This window comes from Prevotella sp. P4-51 (assembly GCF_002251455.1).
Lineage (GTDB): Bacteria > Bacteroidota > Bacteroidia > Bacteroidales > Bacteroidaceae > Prevotella.
The window spans coordinates 1-19,635 of record NZ_NPJM01000011.1; the positions used below are offsets into that span (position 1 = coordinate 1).

Sequence of the window (19,635 nt, forward strand, 5' to 3'; positions counted from 1 at the left end):
TGAAATCTTGTAAAACAAATCAGTTCAACTAACAGAACTTGTAAAGTAAAACAGAGAACTGAATAAAAGTAGTAAACCTAATTAGTTAATCGCATCCAATTCTGTCAACTAATTTTAGGAATAGTCAACCGTTCAAAACCGTTTTTCTCGATTATTCTTTGGCGAAGAAACTGAATTTTATTATATTTGCACTCAGTTTTAATTAAATAAAGATGAGCGAAAGACCTCTTAATAGAATTAAAGTAGTTCTTGTCGAGAACCAGAAGACGAGTAAATGGCTGGCAGAACAGTTGGGTGTTTCTGTCGTAACAGTGAGTAAGTGGTGTACCAACATGCACCAGCCTGACTTGCAGACGTTGGCCAAAATAGCAGATTTGATAGGATGTGAGAAAAGGGAGCTTATTACCGAATAGATATGCCTCATAGTGAAATACAAAAGAGACGAGGCCGACTTCCAAAGATTGAAGTGGTTGACCTGTTCTGCGGAATAGGAGGACTGAGCTATGGCATGAAGTCAAAGGGGTTCAAGATTCTGACGGGCTTTGATTTAGATTGGACTTGCCAATATGCATATGAAACGAACAACGAGGCCAAGTTTGTTTACAAAGATATTAGGGAAGTTCAAAAAGAGGATATCGCACCATTATATTCAAAGAAGGCAATAAAAGTTTTAGCAGGTTGTGCTCCATGTCAGCCTTTTTCGTCATATGCATTCAAAAATAAGAACAAGGATGAGAAGAAATACAATTTATTATACGAATTTGGTCGTTTGGTAAAAGAAGTTCATCCGGATATTGTTACAATGGAGAATGTACCTGCAATTGCCTCTTTCAAATTGCAATCGGTCTTAGGAGATTTTATTAAGGGTTTAGAAACGGAAGGCTACAGTGTGTTCTTCCAAGTTGTGTATTGCCCAGATTATGGTATACCACAGACTCGAAAACGTCTTGTTTTGTTGGCATCTCGACTTGGAATGATTGACTTGATTCCGCCAACCCACTACAAAGAGAATTACGTTACTGTTAGAGACACGATAGGGCAGCTTCCTCCTTTGAAGGCTGGTGAGTGTTGCCCGACCGATGCTCTGCATAGAGCAAGAACTCTTTCACCGTTGAACATGCGAAGAATGTTGGCCACTCCCTACGGAGGTAGTTGGAAGGACTGGCCTGAGGATTTGATGTTGGAATGCCACAAAAAAGAAGGTGGCAAAAGTTTTGGTAGCGTATATGGCCGCATGGTATGGGACGAACCTGCGCCTACAATGACAACCGAATGTACTGGTATTGGAAATGGTCGCTTTGGCCATCCCGAACAGAATAGAGCTATATCTGCTCGTGAAGCAGCATTGATTCAAACGTTTCCTGCTACTTACAAGTTCTTTCCCAATGAGCAAGAGATTTCTCTGACTAAAGCGTCTCGATACATCGGGAATGCAGTCCCGCCAAAATTGGGAGAAGTGATTGCAGAGAGTATCAAAATTCATATAAGAAATACGCCCTATGAAAGAATATAATTTTAACATTTCATTAAGCATACTGAATCATCTAGGTAGAAATCTGTATAGAAGCTTCATAACCGTATTAGGTGAAGCCGTATCTAATTCTTGGGATGCGGATGCCCAAAATGTATATATTACTATTGACCGTGAAGAGAAGGAACTTATTGTTCGAGATGATGGATTGGGAATGAATGAAGATGACTTTCAAAACAAGTTCCTTAAAATTGGCTATTCCAAGCGAAAGGACAATATGTCTCATACAAAAAGCGGTCGTCCTTTTATAGGCAGAAAGGGCATCGGGAAGCTTGCTCTATTATCTTGTGCTCAAACAATAACCGTTCTCACCAAAAATGAGGATTCAGATATTGTTGGAGGTGTTATTGATAATTCTGGGTTAGATGATGCTATAAAAGATGATAAAAACTCCACTGATTACAAACTTGGTATCCCTGAAGAACAAACGATAAGGAAGTACTCTGCTATTCTGGGTAGTAGAGGTACACTTATTATTTTTAATGGCATCAAAGATGGAATCCGTAATAGGATTGACTATATACGCAAACTCGTGGCATTATATTTTCGTTTTTCTCTCAAGGATTCATCCTTCAATATCTTCATTAATGATGAAATTATAACATTAGACGAATTGTCTCAAATAAAGGGGAAGACGCAGTTTGCATGGATAATAAATGGCATTGACGATCCCTACATAAATGATGGGGCATTCAAAAAAAAGAAGAAAATCTCCATTGACAATCAACAAATAAAGGGTTTCATTGCATCTGTTGAAACCCCTTCGGATTTGAAGATTAGGGGTACAGATGAAAAAATAAGTATAGACTTATATGTCAATGGAAGATTAAGGGAAAAAGATGTTTTGCGACACATCCCTACGGCTCGAATCGTTGAGAGCTATCTATACGGCCAGATTCATTTTGATGAATTAGATGACGAGAATGATCGTTTCACAAGTAGTCGCGAAGGAGTCGTTCCAGACGATCCTAAGTTTAATTCTTTTCTAAAAGAATTGGAAGGACTTCTGAAAACCGTTATTAACGACTGGGACATTTGGCGTTCTGAGATTAATCAAGATGGAGATTCTGAAAATCCCCGATTAACAAAAAAACAGCGAAAGTCCCAAGAGTTTTTCAATGTGGTTGTAGAGGACTTTAAACCTTCAAAAGACAATAAAGAAAGCCGTAAAAAAGTTGATAGTTGGCTTAATGAGTTAAGGGATGACGCAGAATTCAATTTTGCGTCATATGGAGAATGCTTCCTCTCTGAAAATTTGTTGCGTAAATACATCCAAGAAAAAGGAATCCCCTTTCCTGATGATTGGGAGAAACGCTTGGGAGATTGGAAAAAAAGAGCAGAAGAAGCCAAAAACAAGGCAAATATAAGTATTGATATCAGAGAGGATGACTCTGATTTGTCATATTGCTCTATGGATGATTTGGCTTTCTTAGTTGAAGGAAAAGAAGGTAAAGGGAAAAATAACACTTTGTTCAAAGATGCTTGCGAATATAAGCCCATTCGAGACGCTCTTGCTCATACCTCAAGATTAACAAGGGTTGCTAAAAATAAGTTAAACACGACTTACGAAAACATAAAAGCTCGTATTGTGGGTTTATTGAATATGGCATAAAGATAATATGGCAAAAAAGAAATATACTTTCATTGACTTGTTCGCTGGCTGTGGAGGACTTTCTGAAGGTTTTCTGCAGACAGGGCGTTTCAATGCTCTTGCCCATGTGGAATGGGAAAAGCCTATGGTGGATACTTTGCGGAATCGATTAGTGGATAAATGGGGTGAGTCCATTAATGATTCAAAAAGGAAGGTTATTCTTTTTGACATTCAAAAAACAGGCGAACTTATAAACGGATTTTGGTCTGATGAATCTAATCAGAAATATGGTTTGCACAATGCAGATGAAGTTAGGACAGAAGGCTTAAAAGGTCTTGTAGGAAATCAACACGTGGATTTGATTATTGGTGGTCCCCCATGTCAGGCCTATTCCATACATGGTAGAGCCACAGATAAAGATTCCATGCAAAATGATTATCGGAACTACTTGTTTGAGAGTTTTTGCAAGGTCGTAGATGCATTCCGCCCGGATTTGTTTGTTTTTGAAAATGTGGGTGGGCTACTTAGTGCAAAGCCCGGAGGTATACCCGTCCGTAAAAGGATCTATGATGCCTTTACTCAAATAGGATATAAGATACGAACTCCAGAGGAAATGCCAACGGCATTGTACGATGCCGCAAACTTTAATGTACCGCAACATCGTCCACGAGTGATTATTCTTGGTACTCGGAATGATACAGAACTGAATTTGGATAATCTTTATGCTGCAATTGACAAGGAGAAAAATTTAAAGGTAAAGTTAACGGTGAGAGATGCATTGGGGCAACTTCCGCCACTATATCCGTTAGCCCAGCCAATAAAAGAAGGACGTTACACTAGGTCGCATCAGAAGAATCCTAATCCAGAAATAACTCAACATGAAGCCAGAAATCATGGGCCTCGTGAAAGGGCTATATTCAAAGAATGGGTAGAGAACAACATGAACCATATTAGTCATCAAGCAATGATTGATTACTACTATAAGAAAACCGGCCACAAAACCCTGTATCAGAAATATAAAAGTCTTGAATGGGACAAGCCTTCTCATACCGTAGTTGCTCATTTGAGTAAAGATGGATACATGTTTATCCATCCTGACCCTGAACAACAGAGAAGTATAACTATTCGTGAAGCAGCCTGTCTCATGACCTTCCCGACAGATTATCAATTTCTCGGAAGTACCTCTTACAATTATAAAATGATTGGAAATGCTGTTCCTGTGAATTTTGCAAAAGCAATAGCAACAGCACTATATAAATTTTTAGATGAAACAAAATGAATGTATTAGTAGCATGTGAAGAGAGCCAGGCTGTTTGCAAAGCCTTTCGTGCTAGAGGTCATAACGCATACAGCTGCGATATATTAGAATGTAGTGGCGGACATCCTGAATGGCATTTCAAACAGGATGTCTTGCAAGTTATTCCCAATCATGGTGGAATGTTAGAAAATGGTACGGAATACTATTTGCCAGAAGGCGAAACATGGGATTTGATGATTGCCCACCCACCTTGCACATATTTATCCGTGAGCGGAGCGAGATGGCTATATCATCCCGACGATGCGGATTTGCCCATAGAGCAAAGACGAGAACACCCTCATCATCTAGGCAGAAGAAAGATGAAACAGGAGGCCATAGAATTCTTTATGGAGTTCACAAAAACGGATATAAAGCATTGGGCAATCGAAAATCCTGTAGGTTGTATGAATACAGAGTATAGGAAACCTGACCAGATTGTTCAACCTTTCTGGTTTGGTGATCATGCTTCCAAGAAAACTTGTTTGTGGATACATAACTTACCATTACTTGAACCCACAAATATGGTTGAAGAGGGGCCACGTGTTGTGCTTTCAAGTGGTCGTTCTTTGCCTAAATGGTATTCTGATTCTTTTAATACCAAAATCTCCACAGAAGAGAGAAGAAAACTAAGAAGTAAAACCTTCCCGGGTTTTGCAGAAGCACTTGCAGAACAATGGGGTAACATTGAACACTATGATTAGAGTATTCAAGTTTAGAGCAAATGATTTGAACCCTTCGGCAGGGAAACAAATAGAGTTCAATTCTGCCGTTGTTCAATCGTTCTTCCATTTTACGAAAGATAAGGAAGAAATTGTGTGCCATTACATTGATTCAAATGGCAGAGAAGGAATGACTATAAAGTCAAGTCTTAGCCTTAGTCCTGCAAGAGGTGATTACAAAATCTACCAGAATAATGATGGGACATTAAATCTTAAAGACTTTTTCCTGCAAAGGTTACATCTTACGTTAGAGAATAATAGTAACGATTACTTTGCGTTGAGAAAAAGAGAAGGATATCATTACGACCTTTTCTATCTGCCTGCATCACTATCTGTCCAAGAAATATATGATAGATTGTCATTAAAAAGAAATGAAGTTCAATTCGAACTTTTTAGAGAACCAGCGATAAAGGATGTAAAAGAACAATATCGCCCTTTCATTACGGCCATCAAGTCTAAACCGTTCCTTTTACTGGCTGGTATATCAGGTACGGGCAAGAGCCGTATAGTGAGAGAACTTGCGCGCGCATGTTGGGATGAAGGTAGCGCAGAGTTTAAGGCACAGAAGCCGAAAAATTTTGAGATGGTGCAGGTGAAACCCAACTGGCACGACTCGTCAGAACTGATTGGCTATGTCAGCAGGATAGACGGTGTACGTTATGTCATCGGACCATTCCTCAAATTCATGGTCAAGGCTATCCAAGACCCCGAGACTCCCTATTTCCTTTGTCTTGATGAAATGAATCTTGCTCCCGTGGAGCAATACTTCGCTGAATATCTCAGCGTAATAGAAAGCCGAAAGCGGCAGGAGGATGGCACCATCACCACTGACCCGATTGTAGATTACTCGAATACCGACGAATACAAGAGTCTGATTGACCAACTCTTCCCCAATGATGACAACCTCCGCAGCCAATATCTGACGGAGAAAGGCGGAAAACGTCTGAGCATACCAACCAATCTTGTCGTTGTCGGAACCGTCAACATGGACGAGACAACCTTCTCGTTCTCACGAAAGGTACTTGACCGCGCCATGACCATCGAAATGAATGAAGTCAATCTGAAAGGTGGTCTTGACACCCGCCACGAAATGATTGGCAAACTTGGCAAGACAGAACTCATAGGTGAATTTGTTGAAGGCGTAGATGTATATTTTGACTTTCAGAATGTGTGCGACATTGCTCTTGATTACCTACAAGGAATCAACGACAAGCTTGAAGGCACACCTTTTAAGGTTGCATATCGTACAAGAAATGAAGTTCTACTCTATGTGGTGAATAATCTACCATATAACAAGGATTCAAAAGGGAATGCTCTATCTCAGGACTATGTCATAGCTCGCGCCTTGGACGAGATAACGAACATGAAGATTCTCTCGCGTATCGAAGGTGACGAGACAAAGGTCAGTGCAAGTTTTCTTAATGGACTGGAGAATACAATTAAAACGGGTCTTGTAACAGTCTGCCCGAATTTGTTTGAAGAAGGAGAGGGTAAGAAAGCATACGTTTCCGTATCTTTGGCAAAGCTAACGGAAATGAAGAGGCGCCTGACATCTGGTTACACCAGTTTTTGGAGTTAATTGCTTATGGAACTTCTGACGATAGAACACCAAGACTTCACAATGAGCATCGAATGCGGCAAGTTCGATGCAATTTGGCACAAGGCTGTGAGGAATGTGGGAGCGGGAAACTTGACCTCCACTTACTCATGGTCGGATGGTGTTGCGTCTGTAGTCAGACTGGATGAGGACGGCACCAGCCGAGAAATAGCAAACGGTGAGACCCAAGCGGCTGTATTCTTCGACAATGCCGAATACCCAATATGGGTGGACTTCAAGAACTATGTCAGTAATGCCCGATTCGGTAGCATCCTACAAGGTGACAATGAGAACTTCAGTTTCCGCAGGGGCATTCTTGCAGGATTCCTCAACTACGGCAACGACATAGGCAAAAGCGAGATTCTGATTGACTATACCGTTGGAACGGAGATACGCCACTTTCGCTTTGGCTTCGATGTGTTGAGTACCAAGCTCAATTATCATGAGCATTGGCGAAAGATAATCGAAGACATAGAGAGCGAGTACCGCATGTTGTCACTCGACTACATGAAGCGTACCTTCCACGGATTTTCACCTGACCCAGAAGGCGAAACGCCCGAACTTGTATGGTGGAGCATCTTTGCAGGAGAGCAAACGAAATTTGTGAATGCCGTGAAAAGCATCATTGAGCGTCCACGCCATAGACTTCACGGCATCGAGACATACGTGCGTGCTGACAAGCTGACAAGAATACCCATCGCCATCGAGAATGAATTGGCCGAGCACCGAAAGGAACCCGCACACCTATATATGGTGGAACAACAAGTGCAGAGCAATGACACCCAGGAAAACCGTTTCCTCAAACACGCATTGGGTCAAATAGCTGCAAAGTATGAGAGTCTGAAAAGGCGCATCGAAGCCATCAAAGGCGCGTCCGACCCGTTCAAAGAAGAAATGAAAGCGATGCTCGACACATTGACGCACCTACAGAGGAATCCATTCTTCCGAACCGTCGGACGTTTCAAGGGCATGAATCAGGAAAGTCTCATTTTACAGAAAGCCAGTGGTTACAGTCAGGTGTACAGAACTTGGAATCTGCTTCGTCGCGCCTACTCTCTCAACGATGGCATATACCGTCTGCAATCCAAAGACATAGCTACCCTCTACGAGATTTGGTGTTTCATAGAAGTGAGCCATATTGTCAGAGACCTGCTTGGCATCAAACCAGAAGACGTTGACCATCGTAACCGTATGGAAATGAACGGCACTTTCACATGGGAACTGGGCAAGGGAGAACATTCTCGCATCCTATTCAAGAAGGATGATGTAGAACTGGCTGAATTGGTATACAACCCCAAGCATACCGACAAGGAGAACGACACTATAAGCATGGATAGGCTTGTCGTTCCAACCGTAGCGCAGAAACCTGATATCGTGCTTCAGTTGACTAAGCACGACCTTCAAAAGGATATGAAAATGACATATCTGTTTGATGCAAAATACAGGATTGAAGGGCGTGTTAATGGCGTGGACACCCCACCGGAAGATGCCATCAACCAGATGCACCGATATAGGGATGCCATATATTACAAAGAGAACAAAGATGCAGCACTGAAGAAAGAAGTCATCGGTGGATATATCTTGTTCCCCGGTGATGGTCAGAAAGCGGAAGTCGAAGTGTCGAAGTTCTACAAGACCATCGATGAAGTGAACATCGGTGCATTCCCACTGCGTCCGAAAGACAAAGAAAATCGTGACTTGTTGGTCCAGTTCATTGAATCACTGATTGGCAAAGCTTCAACTGAAATCCTTGATGATAGCATACCTCAGAAAGGATTGTATTACACATCAGAAGAGCCAAAGGATGCCGTATATATGATTCTTACGCTCGACACAGAAGTGAATGAAGATGTGAATGCCGTGCTGGAAGGAAAGGCTGGCACTATTATTATGGGGCGTAAGGGAATGGAAGAGACAAAGGATATTCAAACAGTCCGCTATATTGCGCCCATTATCCCTGGTGGACACATTGAGGGCTATTATAAAGTGGTCAAGGCAAACCTTACTCATGTCGATAATGAGAAATATCCAATACGCATAAAATTCGATGTGTCTGATTGGAAAGAACTTGCACAACCTGCTAAGTTCGGAATGGCAAGAGCTGCTTATCGAGGATTCTGCAAGACTCGTGAGGAGTTTTTCCTGCATTGCAAAGAACAAGTGATTATCGACAATATATGAACTACTCCAAACATCCCCACAACGCCACGCTAACATGGCGGCTATCAAGTCGAAGGACACGAAACCAGAGATGGTGGTGCGAAAATGGTTGTGGTCGCATGGTTATCGCTATCGGCTAAACCATCCACGACTGCCTGGGAAACCAGACATAGTGATGCGGAAGTACAGAGCTTGTATCTTTGTAAATGGTTGTTTCTGGCATGGGCATGAGGGTTGCAAGTATTATACCGTTCCAAAAACCAATACAGAGTTTTGGGTCAACAAAGTAAAGCGGAACAAGGAACGAGATTTGAAAGTTCAACATGAACTTGCCGCTATGGGCTGGCATTCTATCACCATTTGGGAATGCGAGTTGAAACCAGTCAAAAGAGAAGATACATTGGAATCGCTGGCATATACACTCAATAAGATTTTTCTGCAAGACAGGACTGTCAAGCAGTATGAGATACCAGAGGAAGAGCCAATGATGGCAGCGGAGGATGTTCCTACAGCGTACAAAAATAAAGTAACATGATAATACGTTATATAATATATGAGTAACAAAGAGATACAAATGATATCGGAACTTAGAGTCGCTGTACAGACCATCAAGACAGCCATCCTGCAAAGTCAGGCACGGGCTGTAAAAGGGGTTAATCAGGAACAGTTGGCCCTGTATTATGGTGTAGGAAGATACATTTCCGAGAATACACGCAACCAAAAATGGGGATCTGGTGCAATTGAAACTATTAGTCTCCGTTTGCGTCAGGAACTACCTGGGTTAAGGGGCTTCGGCGTATCCAGCCTCAAAAACATGCGCTTGTTTTATGAGACATGGAATGTCATAGAACCCAATTCGCCAATTGCAATTGGCGAATTGGAGAATCAGGCTTCAGTATCTCTAGATAACGATGACTCTATTGATAGTCAGGGGAATATAATTCGCCAATTGCAATTGGCGAATTTGCAAGACTTCCCTTTAGTGGAATTTCTTAGCATTAGTTTTACACATCATATACGTATATTGGAGAATACGAAAGATACGGACGAACGTCTGTTCTATATACGCTATTGTCACAACTACAAACCCACCACAGACGAGTTGCCTGGTATCATTAAACAGCAAGACCTCTATCATCATCAAGGCAATATGCCGAATAACTTTCTCGCTACGCTGCCAGACTACAAACAAGCCTATCGTGCCATTCAGATGTTCAAGGATGAGTATCTGCTTGACTATATCAATGTGGAAGAACTGGGTATGCACGACGAAGAAGTGGATGAGAGGGTCATAGAAAGCAATATCGTCCACAACGTGAAGAACTTCATTATGACGTTTGGACGCGGTTTTACATTTATCGGCAACCAAGTACACTTTGACAAACTGGGTCACGACCACTGGATAGACCTTTTGTTCTATAACCGTGACCTTCGCCGTACAGTAGTATTCGAGTTGAAGCGTGGCAACTTCAAGATTGCTTACCTTGCCCAGTTGAGTAGCTACCTTCGCATTCTCAACGATGAAGATCGTCGCGAGGGAGAAGAAGCACCTATTGGTATTATCCTGTGCAAGAAAGCAGATAGAGCATATGTAGAGTACATCATGCAGGATTTCCGTCAACCTATGGGTGTAGCAACATATAAGACCGCAGACGAGATGGAGCCAGAGCTATTAAAGGTGCTGCCTCCAAAGGAAGAGCTTCAACGTATATTTGAAGAAAGCGGCAACAAAGATGGCGATGAAGAAGGAAGTGAAGATTAAAAACCACATTCGCAAATTAAGAATGTGGTTATGACATGCTAATTGTAGAAACCAGATACCAGAATTAGGTATGCGGTTTCGTTCTCCATAGAGAAAAACCTGATTGGCAAACCACCAATCAGGTTTTTTGAGCGAGGAGGTTCAACGTTTCTCACCATATACCCTCTCACACACTTCGTCAATGCCATCTTTGAGGATGACTGAATCCATCGTGTGAATGAAAGGGGCATACTTTCGGTCTTGCTTCAAGACCGGCTTGATGATGTAGTACTCCTTGACTACTGCTTCAAGCAGGGTCTGTCTATACCATGAGGCAGCAGCAAGCACAAGGCTGCATAGGGCAATAGTATAGGCGAAGCACTTCCACCATGAGGTCACCATGTCACTCCAGACGTGACTCCTGAGTTGGTGCAGACGGCGATATTTCGTGGGTTGCTTTTCTGCCTCTTTTGACGGGGGACTTGGCGCAACATCAAGTTCGTTCTCTGGCACCTTGTACACGGTATCTTTTCCAAATGTTATAGCCTTACCCTTTGGAATTCTGGTTGGGAATGGTGCATTGGTAAGCCGTGATACAGTTTCACTGCCAACGTCCTTCACCCACTTGGCCCATTCCTCACGGGCAAGTGACATAGAGGTCTCGTTATTCTTCATATGCACAGAAGTGTCGAAGATAGCCTGAATATGGACGGGTGAGCTTTCCACTGCATTTTGCAGAGCCTTCTCAACATGCTCTTTCAGGGCATTGCCCAACCTGACGTAATCAATGCCTGATTGGTCAGGCGGTTGGTTCGGCGTTCTCTGCATCTGGGCGAAAGATTGTTGCATCTGGGCGGACTCCTTTACGGGTTGGCTTTCCCCTTCGGGCCGCCGAGCTAAACCTTCTACTCGCTCAATAGTCACTTCGCCGTCTTTTTCATTGTAGGCCATCTTGATACCATGCGCCTCTGCAAGGGTGATGAGCATCTGAATCTCTGCCTTGTGGGACAGGTCGCTTTTACGAAGATAGCCAAGAGCGGCTGCATCATTGTCAGCCACTTTCTGAGTTTTTTGTTTATTTGTAGCCATAGCTTATCGTTTACGTTTGAATTGAGGTTTATTGGAATGTGAGTAATTGAAGCGAAAGCGGTACTTCTCCTTGTCATCATCGTCAAGGTCGCGCCAGCCGCGGTTGTTGCCACTGCCACCTCCACCACCGATGGAGAGTGGTTGGACGTATGGCATGAGCAACAGGTCGCACAACAATTCAAGAGCGACAAAGGAGGTCTTACCATCCTTAGAGTTTTCATGCTCCTCTTGGAAATCTGTCTGATATTCCAAGGACAGATGCGACAACAGACCGTCAGTTGACGTATAACCGCCAGATGGCAGTTTTCCATTAGGGAACAACTTGTCGAATTCAGGGTATGCGTTGTCGATGGCTTTGCAGCCTTGCCAGTCATTAATATAGTGGAGCTGCTGTCTGTAATCCTCATACCAATCACGCACATTGTCATGAGTTATCCGCTTCAGGTCACCGAACTTCTCTGTGAGGGAGGAGAGTTTCAACTCATTGTCGAGCTGTCTTCCGCTGAAGGTGTATTTCCCGTCAGTGAAGGCGATTCCCATCAATTTTCCGTTAACGTTGTTGTAATGGAAACGCAACTTCAGTCCCTCGGCTCGGAGAACTTTGTCGAACTGTTGCCAGTCGGCTGACTGAGCTTTGCAGCGCATCACCTTATCGTAAAACAGGTATTTCAGTTTCTCCCTGCCACGGAGCTTGTCTCTGTTGACGTTCATCTTGCCTGCGGAGATGTAGAGTCCGTACTTCTTTGTTAGATACTTGCAGATACGCGCATTGCGCTCCTTCTCATAGGCTGTGCTGATAACGTGCCCGTCTCTATCCACCATGGAACACATCATGTGGGCATGGTCATGGTCGGTGTCATAGTGACGCGTCATGATGAACTCGGTATTCTTAATACCCATCAGTTCCATGTGCTCTCGGACGATTTTACGTATCAGTTCATCAGTCACTCTATTGCCGTCCTTCTTGTGGAAGGAGTAAGCATAGTGTCCCACAGGTTCGCATATATTGTTGCTCCCCTTTGTGGCGTATGCCTCAAAGATTTGGGCAACAGTCTTGTTGTCCAAGAGCGGGATGCCCTCACTGTGCATGATGACCTTGGCTTTCTTGTCCTTGTCGTACTTTCCGGTGATGTAGTCGAGACATCCCTGGAAGTTCTGCCCATGTTTTATCTTGCAAATCATAGTTGCTCCTTTCGTTAATGGGTGATACAGTCGTCTGTTGTACTTATAGGCTCTGACAACTCGCCACCTCGAAGGATTCTGCGGATAAGCTCTGTCAAAGAGATGATAAGCTGCTCAGCCTTGAAGCGTACGGAAACGACCCCTCCAGCATTGGCTTGATGCGCAATCTGGTTGGTATTGTTTGCCATGCCGCACACGTCTCTCAGTTGTTCTATATTCTCATCGCTCATGTGTGCCTGTACAACGGCATCCAGCCCTGCCTCGTGCAGATAAACGTCATCAGGCTTGCCAGCCTGTTCCGCCTTATACTGGATGATGTTCTCTTCCTCGTCGTTGTAGCTCACCTTGTGGTGATGGTTGCGACGTTCATATCTGGCAAGCTTCGGCCTCCCTCCAACTCGGCGGGTGTCGATGCCTCCGTTCTTTCTATTGGTTTCTTCCATATACAATCAGTTTTAATTTTATTCTACAATCTAATGATACCTATATATAAAGGTAGGGAAAGAAGACGTTTTTAAGGATAGCAAGTTTACGGTCTGGCTCTGTGGTGTGCGAAGTAGCATCAGCGAGTTTGACACCATGCAGGGCAAAGCCCGTTGCATCAGAGGAAGCGGCTATACGTGGGCGTATAGGGGCTGACGTGGTTTTTGGCGACCAAAAACACAAACTTGCTTCCTTAAAAAACGTCTCCATCATTCTTGACCATGCTCCCATTTTGGGATTGTGGTTTCTGAGGTTCCCTGCACTCCTGGCCAGCGAAGAGATCAGAAAGCATGACTGTGGCATAGCCTCGTTTCACGGAGCGGTCAGGAGTGCCAGGCTTACCCATGGGAGTGACGGATGACTCTAGAGCTGAAGGACGGCCTGTGTCTGAAAGACTCTGACTGCCGAGGACGGAGGCGGCATCCGCTTTACCATCATAGACATGACTGCTGGCATAGGGTGTGGCAGCGTGGTTGTCTGGCTGCCCATCGGAATGGTCTGCCGGATTACCATCAATGCCATTAGTCATGGTACTGCCATCAGGCAAGAGACATGAGGTTATACAAGTTATGTCGGCAACGGTAGCCAGACGAGAGCGGTGCATACGGATGATTCCGTATTGCTCCATCTTGCGCATGATAGTCTCAAACTTCTTGCGCCCGATTCCGAACTTTGCGCAGTAGGAATGGATAGAGCACTCAACCTGGCCCACATCAAGCGTGATGACATTGCCACGTTTGGTGGTGGAACTGGGTGTTATGGACATGTTCTTTATCAGTTGTCCGAGAATGGCGAAATGGCTTGTGCCGTTTGTTGTCTCGGAAAGGAAGTCCACCGCCTCTGAGGTGAGCGTAAGGTTTACCTTGGTTAAAGGTAGTGAAGTGGAATTGTTATTCATTGTTTTTCAGATTTTAAAATTTGACATAGCTTTTAAAAAAGTAAGGTTTGTTGTCTTGTCGCCAGCTTCGCTATCAGTGGATTTGACCAACAGACAGTTGGAGTGAGTGACCACCCAAAAATGAGGAAGGGTTGGGGCTTGTCCCAAGTTGTCCCTCGGTTGGGAAAACACTTCTTGTTTTTTTCTAAGCATCTTGTTTTTTCTTTGTTGATAAAATTCTTGGGACAAAGGGACAGTAGAATGCTATGAGGTCAGAATGGAAGTTCGGGCTCTATGCTTTCTTCTTTCCCTTCTATTATACCTTGCGTAGCATTACCTATCCTCACCCAGGGATGCTTTGCTCGTCCCGTTTTGTTGCAGTAGGCAGGGTGCAAGCCCTTGACCTTCTCTTGCTCACTCCGTTCCCACCCATCTACCAGAGACATCAGTCGGTTGATGTACTGTGCGGTGTACTTGGCAGGATTTCGGCGCACCAAGTCGTTGGGCAGCTCTTCTATGATCTGTCGAGGACAAACCATGTTGAGCAGCACCTCTGGCTTGCTGTCGGGTGTAGATTCGGTATATGCCCCTTTCTGATAGGCAGCACGCATCGGGATGCTCCAAGTGGAGTAGGCTCTTGGCACCATGCGCTCCAGATAGAGACGGATGTCGTCAAGGATGGGGTCATTGTGGATGCTTGAATGGTTCAGCTGCACGGCGTTTGCCTCTGCTTCCAGTTCGGGACTGAGATAGAGTTTGACACCCATCTTATAATAGGTGTAAGCCTCTGCCCATAACTGGTTCACCACAGACTGCAATTGGGGTAGCCACGTAGAGACATGCCCGTTGCCATTCACTGTGATTATCCACCAACGGCGGTTCCCATTGTCGCCTTGAAGGAAATTGGTCTCGTTGGTGGTGGCAGCAAAGACATTGTGCCGCAGAAACTCAACCACCTTGCGCCCGTAGGCGGGTCGCATAGAATCGCTCCTACGACTTAGGAATGCCTTTGCCGCCTCTGCATCATTGGCCCTCTTCATGCCGTTGAGTTCGCTAATCTCAATAATCCATCCGTTGGTGATGGTCTCCACCTTCTCCTTGTCTCCACTTGCGAAGGAGAAAGAGTCATTGAACCATTTGTCGCCAATGGTCTTGAAGAACGTGCTCTTGCCTATTCCCTGTGGCCCGGGCAGAGTTAGCACGTTGTCGAACTTGCAACCAGGCTCGAAGGCACGAGCCACGGCAGCCACGAACCACAACTTAGTCTGCTCTCTGACAAGGGGAGTGTCTTCGGCACCTAGGTAGTCGATGATGGCAGTCTCGATACGCGGCACACCATCCCACTCCTCCTTGCGGATAAATTCCTGGACGGGATTATAGCTGCGCTCTGAAGCCGTTGTCTTCAGCAACTCAAACACCTTGTTTTGAGTCAGGCGGAGTTGGTAGGTTTGCTCCAGATAGTCCTGAATCTTTCCTACCGACTCCTCATCCACTTTATTGCCGTTGACATTGAGGAACAACGGAGAGAAGGAGATGTCGTCCTGACAGAAGGTGTCGAAGCGGATCTGACTCAGGTTCTCATCGTGGGTGAAGATGGCCCTGTAGTTGCTGATGCTCTTCGTCAGATTACCCTTGTCGTCAAACGATAGGCTGTTTTTCCAATCGTTTTCCATATTACTTCTTAATAGATATGGTAGTACCAGCTTCCTTGGCTAGGCTCAGAGCCAGTTCGGAATCAACGGTAATCTTTCGGTTCACCTGAGTGATGGCTGCATCAATGACTCCGCTCTTTTTGATGCGATTGGCGGTAGGGATGCTACACCCGAAGATTTTGGCGATTCCAGCTATACCATATTCATAATGTTTCTCTGGCACCACCTCGGCAGGTACCTTTGCCGTTTGCTTCTCAGCATTCTGGAGTAGCAGAACGAACTCTTGTCCCGACATCATGCAGATGGGCTTCTCCAGCAATTGCTCTATTGTTACCAATTTTGTCATAAAACCAAATTCTTTTTTGTGGTCTGCCAGTTGTACTTCCTGACGTTCTGATTAAACATTCTTTTTCGGTTCATGAACCATCTTTGAACTCCCGTGATGAGGAATTCGAAGGCAAAGGTAGTCTGTTTAATCCAGTAAGGAATTATGAGTGCTATACGCCAAAAACTGAGTAAGTTTAATTTGTATGGTTTTGAAACACAATTTAAGGATTGGACAAGGTAAAAGGCAGAAAACAGGGGCTAACAGGCGTATTTGATACAGGGTATACAAAATGAGCCGCAAAACTCAAAGATGAGTCATGCGGCTCGAACTTTATCCTATCTAACGAAGGATTATAATAGAGGTATACCCGTTTTGGAAACACCCCAATGTGCAAGTGATTATGTCTGCTTGATAGGGAAAGATGGCCTTAATTTTGTTTTCCCAACTGTTTTTCCACCGAGATTTTGATACTCCGAGAAACCTTATTTACATGTCTTACTTGGGCTGATATGATGCCAAGTTTATCAAAAAATCAGGGAGTTTTCAAAATCGCTGTGTTTTCCCATTGTTTTCCCGAAACGAAAAATCAGCAACTTGAATTTCTTCTAAGTTACTGATTTTCAGTGTGGACCAGCCAGGGCTTGAACCTGGGACCTCCAGATTATGAGTCTGTTGCTCTAACCAACTGAGCTACAAGTCCGGGGCTCATACGTAGATACGTACTCGCTTTTGTGGGTGCAAAGATACTGCTTTGGATGGAATTTACCAAATTTTTCGGCAAAAAAGTTGAAAAGGGCATCTACTTTCCGCATTTGGTATCAACCATTAAGACGATGGTTGACAAAATGATAGCCAACGCGGGCTGTGGCAGGGGTATGCCGACGCCCGGAATCAGTGACTTTGGTTAATTTTGAACAAATTACAGTGCGCCCGAGCAAAAAAATAGGGTAACTTGCTTTGTTCTGCTCTATACTTTCAGTAATTTTGCACCACAATATTATAATAATGATGCTAACAGGGATTAAGAATATAGTCTTCGACCTGGGCGACGTGCTCGTCGACCTCGACGGAAAGCGCTGCATCGATGCCTTCGATGCCATCGGCTGCCACGCCATCAGCGACTACGTGCGCCTCCACCGCACCGAAGACTTGTTTTACGACATAGAGATAGGCCACACCACCACCGCCGAGTTCTGCCGTGAGGTGAGACGCATCACCGCTGTGCCAGCCACCGACGCCGAGATTGTCGGAGCCTGGAACGCGCTGCTCACCACCATCGCCGACGAGAAGAAACAACGCCTGCTCAGTCTGCGCCGCGACTACCGCTTGTTCCTACTCAGCAATACCAACGATATGCACTGGCGACTCTGCGCCGACCATCTCTTCAACTATGGCCCCTGGCGTGCCGACGACATGTTTGAGCGCATCTATCTCTCCTACCGGCTGCATCTGGCCAAGCCCGACCCCGCCATCTTCAGCTATGTGCTCGCCGACGCCGGTCTACAGGCCGACGAGACGCTCTTTATCGATGACAATGCCGACAACTGCCGCGCAGCCCAGTCCTTGGGCATACACACACTGCTGCAGTCTGCGGCCAACGACTGGATGCAACGCTTATGAAAATCATCACCCATACCGACACCATACCCCAGCCCACAGTAGCCACGATAGGCTTCTTCGACGGCGTGCATCTGGGCCACCGCCACCTCATCGACGACGTGCGCGCCATTGCCGCCGAGCGCAAGCTGGCCACAGCGGTGGTGACCTTCGATGCTCATCCGCGCCAGGTGCTGCAGCAGGACTTCATCCCCCAACTGCTCAGCACCACCGACGAGAAACTGGAGATGCTCGCAGCCACAGGCGTCGACTATTGCGTACTGCTCCACTTCGACCGCAGTCTCGCCGCACTCTCTGCCTACGAATTTATGCGCCAGGTGCTACGCGAGCAAGTCCACGCGCGAGTACTCGTCACCGGCTACGACAACCGCTTCGGACACAACCGTGCCGAGGGGTTCGACGACTACGTAACCTACGGCCGACAGCTGGACATCGACGTGATGGCTGGCACGCCTTTCGAGCATGAGGGCATGAGGGTGAGCTCGTCGCTCATACGGCGATGTCTCTCCGAGGGCGATGTCGACAGCGCCCGACAGGCATTGGGTTACACCTACTCGCTCCGAGCCCCCATCGTAAGCGGATATGCCGAAGGCCGGCGCATGGGGTTCCGCACCGCCAATCTCGACATGACCCACATCTCCAAGATGCTGCCTGCCCGTGGCGTCTATGCCACCCGCGTGCGCATCGACGATACCGGCGCATGGCTCCCCGCCATGACCAATGTGGGATGCCGCCCCACCTTCGGCCGCACCGACACCACCATAGAGACCTACATCTTCGATTTCGACGCCAGCCTCTATGACCACAGTCTTGAGGTGGCCTTCTGTCACCGTATGCGCGACGAACGCCGCTTTGCCGACGAGGTCGCCCTCACTGCCCAGCTCGCCGACGACGAGCGCCAAGCCCGACAACTTTTAACTCACACGATATGAACAAGAAAATAGCCAAAGGATTAGTGCAGGTAGGTATCTATCTGCTCGTATTCATAGTCATCCAGATTGTGGTCATGCAGGTGGTAGGCATCTGCTCGCTTCTGGCACAGGGCTTCAACGCCTCAGAGATTGTCACCCGTATGACCGACGGCAGCATGCTGTCCGACGGCAAGACGCTCTGTATCTTCTTCGCCATCAATGCCGTGCTCGCCTCGCTGCTCTTTGTGCGCCGAGGCTGGGCGCCCGTCTCACGCAGCTACCTGCAGTCGCGCCCGTGGGCCGTGCTCTTCTGGGTAGTCATCCTCTCTCTGGGTACCCTCATCCCCTTCGCTTTTATCGAAGAGCTGACCGACGTACAGATGCCCGAAGCTACCCTCCGCGCCTTCTCTGCCATGCTGCGCGAACCCGTGAGCTACGCCGTCCTGGGCGTGCTCGTGCCGCTTGCCGAAGAGCTGGTCTTCCGCGGCGCCATCCTCCGCACCCTGCTCACCCTCACCCATCGTCGCTACCACTGGGTGGCTATAGCCATCTCGGCAGTGCTCTTCGCCGCCGTCCACGGCAACCTCGCACAAATGCTCCACGTGGTACCCATGGGACTGTTGCTCGGCTGGCTCTACTATCGCACCGACAGCATCGTGCCCGGCGTCATCATGCACTCCATCAACAATTCTGCCGTATATATCATCACCAATCTCGTGACCGCCAATCCCGAAGCGCGCCTCATCGACGTCTTCGGCACCCAGCAGCACGTATGGATGGCCGTGGGCTTCAGCCTCTGTCTCTTCATCCCTGCCCTCTTCCAGTTGGCAGTAAGGCTCAAGAAGGCATAAAGTCATCAA

The 19,635-nt window shown here is 46.0% G+C and carries 18 protein-coding genes and 1 tRNA gene; 12 read left to right on the top strand and 7 right to left on the bottom strand.

Annotation, left to right across the window (positions count from 1 at the left end):
- Window positions 1–212: 212 nt before the first annotated feature.
- From CIK94_RS00980 to CIK94_RS01020, 9 genes are read left to right on the top strand one after another with little or no spacing between them, the layout of a single operon-like run.
- Window positions 213–413, top strand: coding sequence for a helix-turn-helix transcriptional regulator (locus tag CIK94_RS00980; RefSeq protein WP_044079560.1), 201 nt, complete (start codon window positions 213–215; stop codon window positions 411–413).
- A 2-nt stretch (window positions 414–415) separates the two neighbouring features.
- A complete protein-coding gene (locus tag CIK94_RS00985) occupies window positions 416–1,513 on the top strand; it encodes a DNA cytosine methyltransferase (RefSeq protein ID WP_094420781.1) in 1,098 nt (365 codons plus the stop codon).
- Complete coding sequence (locus CIK94_RS00990; protein ID WP_094420783.1) at window positions 1,500–3,143, top strand: ATP-binding protein; 1,644 nt, start codon at window positions 1,500–1,502, stop codon at window positions 3,141–3,143. The genes CIK94_RS00985 and CIK94_RS00990 overlap by 14 nt, the downstream gene beginning before the upstream one ends.
- Window positions 3,144–3,150: 7 nt before the next feature.
- Complete coding sequence (locus CIK94_RS00995) at window positions 3,151–4,401, top strand: DNA cytosine methyltransferase (protein WP_094420785.1); 1,251 nt, start codon at window positions 3,151–3,153, stop codon at window positions 4,399–4,401.
- A complete protein-coding gene (locus CIK94_RS01000; RefSeq protein ID WP_044079554.1) occupies window positions 4,398–5,120 on the top strand; it encodes a hypothetical protein in 723 nt (240 codons plus the stop codon). The genes CIK94_RS00995 and CIK94_RS01000 overlap by 4 nt, the downstream gene beginning before the upstream one ends.
- A complete protein-coding gene (locus CIK94_RS01005; protein ID WP_094420787.1) occupies window positions 5,113–6,717 on the top strand; it encodes an McrB family protein in 1,605 nt (534 codons plus the stop codon). The genes CIK94_RS01000 and CIK94_RS01005 overlap by 8 nt, the downstream gene beginning before the upstream one ends.
- Before the next feature lie 6 nt (window positions 6,718–6,723).
- Window positions 6,724–8,916, top strand: coding sequence for a DUF2357 domain-containing protein (locus tag CIK94_RS01010; protein ID WP_094420789.1), 2,193 nt, complete (start codon window positions 6,724–6,726; stop codon window positions 8,914–8,916).
- Entirely contained in the window at window positions 8,909–9,430 is a 522-nt protein-coding gene (locus tag CIK94_RS01015; RefSeq protein ID WP_256388330.1) for a very short patch repair endonuclease, read from the top strand. Before CIK94_RS01010 ends, CIK94_RS01015 begins: the two co-directional genes overlap by 8 nt.
- Window positions 9,431–9,448: 18 nt before the next feature.
- Complete coding sequence (locus CIK94_RS01020) at window positions 9,449–10,657, top strand: PDDEXK nuclease domain-containing protein (RefSeq protein WP_216821922.1); 1,209 nt, start codon at window positions 9,449–9,451, stop codon at window positions 10,655–10,657.
- A gap of 141 nt (window positions 10,658–10,798) precedes the next feature.
- Here the strand turns inward: CIK94_RS01020 and CIK94_RS01025 are convergent, their stop codons facing one another.
- The 7 genes from CIK94_RS01025 to CIK94_RS01055 all read right to left on the bottom strand — a co-directional run bounded on the left by CIK94_RS01025 (window position 10,799) and on the right by CIK94_RS01055 (window position 16,947).
- Window positions 10,799–11,725 carry a hypothetical protein gene (locus CIK94_RS01025; protein ID WP_094420793.1) on the bottom strand — a complete coding sequence of 309 codons (927 nt, stop codon included), beginning with the start codon at window positions 11,723–11,725 and terminating at the stop codon, window positions 10,799–10,801.
- A 3-nt stretch (window positions 11,726–11,728) separates the two neighbouring features.
- Window positions 11,729–12,907 (bottom strand): relaxase/mobilization nuclease domain-containing protein, encoded by a 1,179-nt coding sequence (locus tag CIK94_RS01030; protein ID WP_094420795.1) that lies wholly within the window; start codon window positions 12,905–12,907, stop codon window positions 11,729–11,731.
- 14 nt (window positions 12,908–12,921) lie between these two features.
- Window positions 12,922–13,350, bottom strand: a complete 429-nt coding sequence (gene mobC, locus CIK94_RS01035; RefSeq protein WP_094420797.1) for a plasmid mobilization relaxosome protein MobC — start codon at window positions 13,348–13,350, stop codon at window positions 12,922–12,924.
- Between the two features lie 233 nt (window positions 13,351–13,583).
- The gene (locus CIK94_RS01040; protein ID WP_094420799.1) at window positions 13,584–14,288 is read right to left on the bottom strand and encodes a hypothetical protein; all 705 of its coding nucleotides are present in this window, start codon (window positions 14,286–14,288) and stop codon (window positions 13,584–13,586) included.
- Window positions 14,289–14,539: 251 nt separating this feature from the next.
- Window positions 14,540–15,940, bottom strand: coding sequence for a virulence-associated E family protein (locus tag CIK94_RS01045; RefSeq protein WP_094420801.1), 1,401 nt, complete (start codon window positions 15,938–15,940; stop codon window positions 14,540–14,542).
- 1 nt (window position 15,941) lies between these two features.
- Complete coding sequence (locus CIK94_RS01050; RefSeq protein ID WP_173845650.1) at window positions 15,942–16,256, bottom strand: DUF3853 family protein; 315 nt, start codon at window positions 16,254–16,256, stop codon at window positions 15,942–15,944.
- A gap of 617 nt (window positions 16,257–16,873) precedes the next feature.
- Window positions 16,874–16,947, bottom strand: a tRNA-Ile gene (locus CIK94_RS01055).
- A 305-nt stretch (window positions 16,948–17,252) separates the two neighbouring features.
- Here CIK94_RS01055 and CIK94_RS01060 point away from each other — a divergent pair.
- Genes CIK94_RS01060 through CIK94_RS01070 form a run of 3 tightly spaced genes read left to right on the top strand, consistent with a single transcriptional unit; the run spans window position 17,253 to window position 19,626 of the window.
- Window positions 17,253–17,867: an HAD family hydrolase gene (locus CIK94_RS01060; protein WP_371591638.1), complete on the top strand. Its 615-nt coding sequence runs from the start codon at window positions 17,253–17,255 to the stop codon at window positions 17,865–17,867.
- On the top strand, window positions 17,864–18,796 hold the full coding sequence (locus tag CIK94_RS01065) for a bifunctional riboflavin kinase/FAD synthetase (protein WP_094420805.1): 933 nt from the start codon (window positions 17,864–17,866) through the stop codon (window positions 18,794–18,796). The genes CIK94_RS01060 and CIK94_RS01065 overlap by 4 nt, the downstream gene beginning before the upstream one ends.
- Window positions 18,793–19,626, top strand: a complete 834-nt coding sequence (locus CIK94_RS01070) for a CPBP family intramembrane glutamic endopeptidase (RefSeq protein ID WP_094420808.1) — start codon at window positions 18,793–18,795, stop codon at window positions 19,624–19,626. The genes CIK94_RS01065 and CIK94_RS01070 overlap by 4 nt, the downstream gene beginning before the upstream one ends.
- Window positions 19,627–19,635: the final 9 nt, after the last annotated feature.

What these genes read in the sequence shown, in the direction of transcription:
- CIK94_RS00980 (WP_044079560.1), top strand. Translation starts at nt 213, where the DNA reads ATGAGCGAAAGACCTCTTAATAGAATTAAAGTAGTTCTTGTCGAGAAC.
- CIK94_RS01030 (WP_094420795.1), bottom strand. Translation starts at nt 12,907, where the DNA reads ATGATTTGCAAGATAAAACATGGGCAGAACTTCCAGGGATGTCTCGAC.
- CIK94_RS00995 (WP_094420785.1), top strand. Translation starts at nt 3,151, where the DNA reads ATGGCAAAAAAGAAATATACTTTCATTGACTTGTTCGCTGGCTGTGGA.
- CIK94_RS01070 (WP_094420808.1), top strand. Translation starts at nt 18,793, where the DNA reads ATGAACAAGAAAATAGCCAAAGGATTAGTGCAGGTAGGTATCTATCTG.
- CIK94_RS01010 (WP_094420789.1), top strand. Translation starts at nt 6,724, where the DNA reads ATGGAACTTCTGACGATAGAACACCAAGACTTCACAATGAGCATCGAA.
- CIK94_RS00985 (WP_094420781.1), top strand. Translation starts at nt 416, where the DNA reads ATGCCTCATAGTGAAATACAAAAGAGACGAGGCCGACTTCCAAAGATT.
- CIK94_RS01005 (WP_094420787.1), top strand. Translation starts at nt 5,113, where the DNA reads ATGATTAGAGTATTCAAGTTTAGAGCAAATGATTTGAACCCTTCGGCA.
- CIK94_RS01045 (WP_094420801.1), bottom strand. Translation starts at nt 15,940, where the DNA reads ATGGAAAACGATTGGAAAAACAGCCTATCGTTTGACGACAAGGGTAAT.
- CIK94_RS01040 (WP_094420799.1), bottom strand. Translation starts at nt 14,288, where the DNA reads ATGAATAACAATTCCACTTCACTACCTTTAACCAAGGTAAACCTTACG.
- mobC (WP_094420797.1), bottom strand. Translation starts at nt 13,350, where the DNA reads ATGGAAGAAACCAATAGAAAGAACGGAGGCATCGACACCCGCCGAGTT.
- CIK94_RS01025 (WP_094420793.1), bottom strand. Translation starts at nt 11,725, where the DNA reads ATGGCTACAAATAAACAAAAAACTCAGAAAGTGGCTGACAATGATGCA.
- CIK94_RS00990 (WP_094420783.1), top strand. Translation starts at nt 1,500, where the DNA reads ATGAAAGAATATAATTTTAACATTTCATTAAGCATACTGAATCATCTA.
- CIK94_RS01000 (WP_044079554.1), top strand. Translation starts at nt 4,398, where the DNA reads ATGAATGTATTAGTAGCATGTGAAGAGAGCCAGGCTGTTTGCAAAGCC.
- CIK94_RS01065 (WP_094420805.1), top strand. Translation starts at nt 17,864, where the DNA reads ATGAAAATCATCACCCATACCGACACCATACCCCAGCCCACAGTAGCC.
- CIK94_RS01060 (WP_371591638.1), top strand. Translation starts at nt 17,253, where the DNA reads ATGATGCTAACAGGGATTAAGAATATAGTCTTCGACCTGGGCGACGTG.
- CIK94_RS01020 (WP_216821922.1), top strand. Translation starts at nt 9,449, where the DNA reads ATGAGTAACAAAGAGATACAAATGATATCGGAACTTAGAGTCGCTGTA.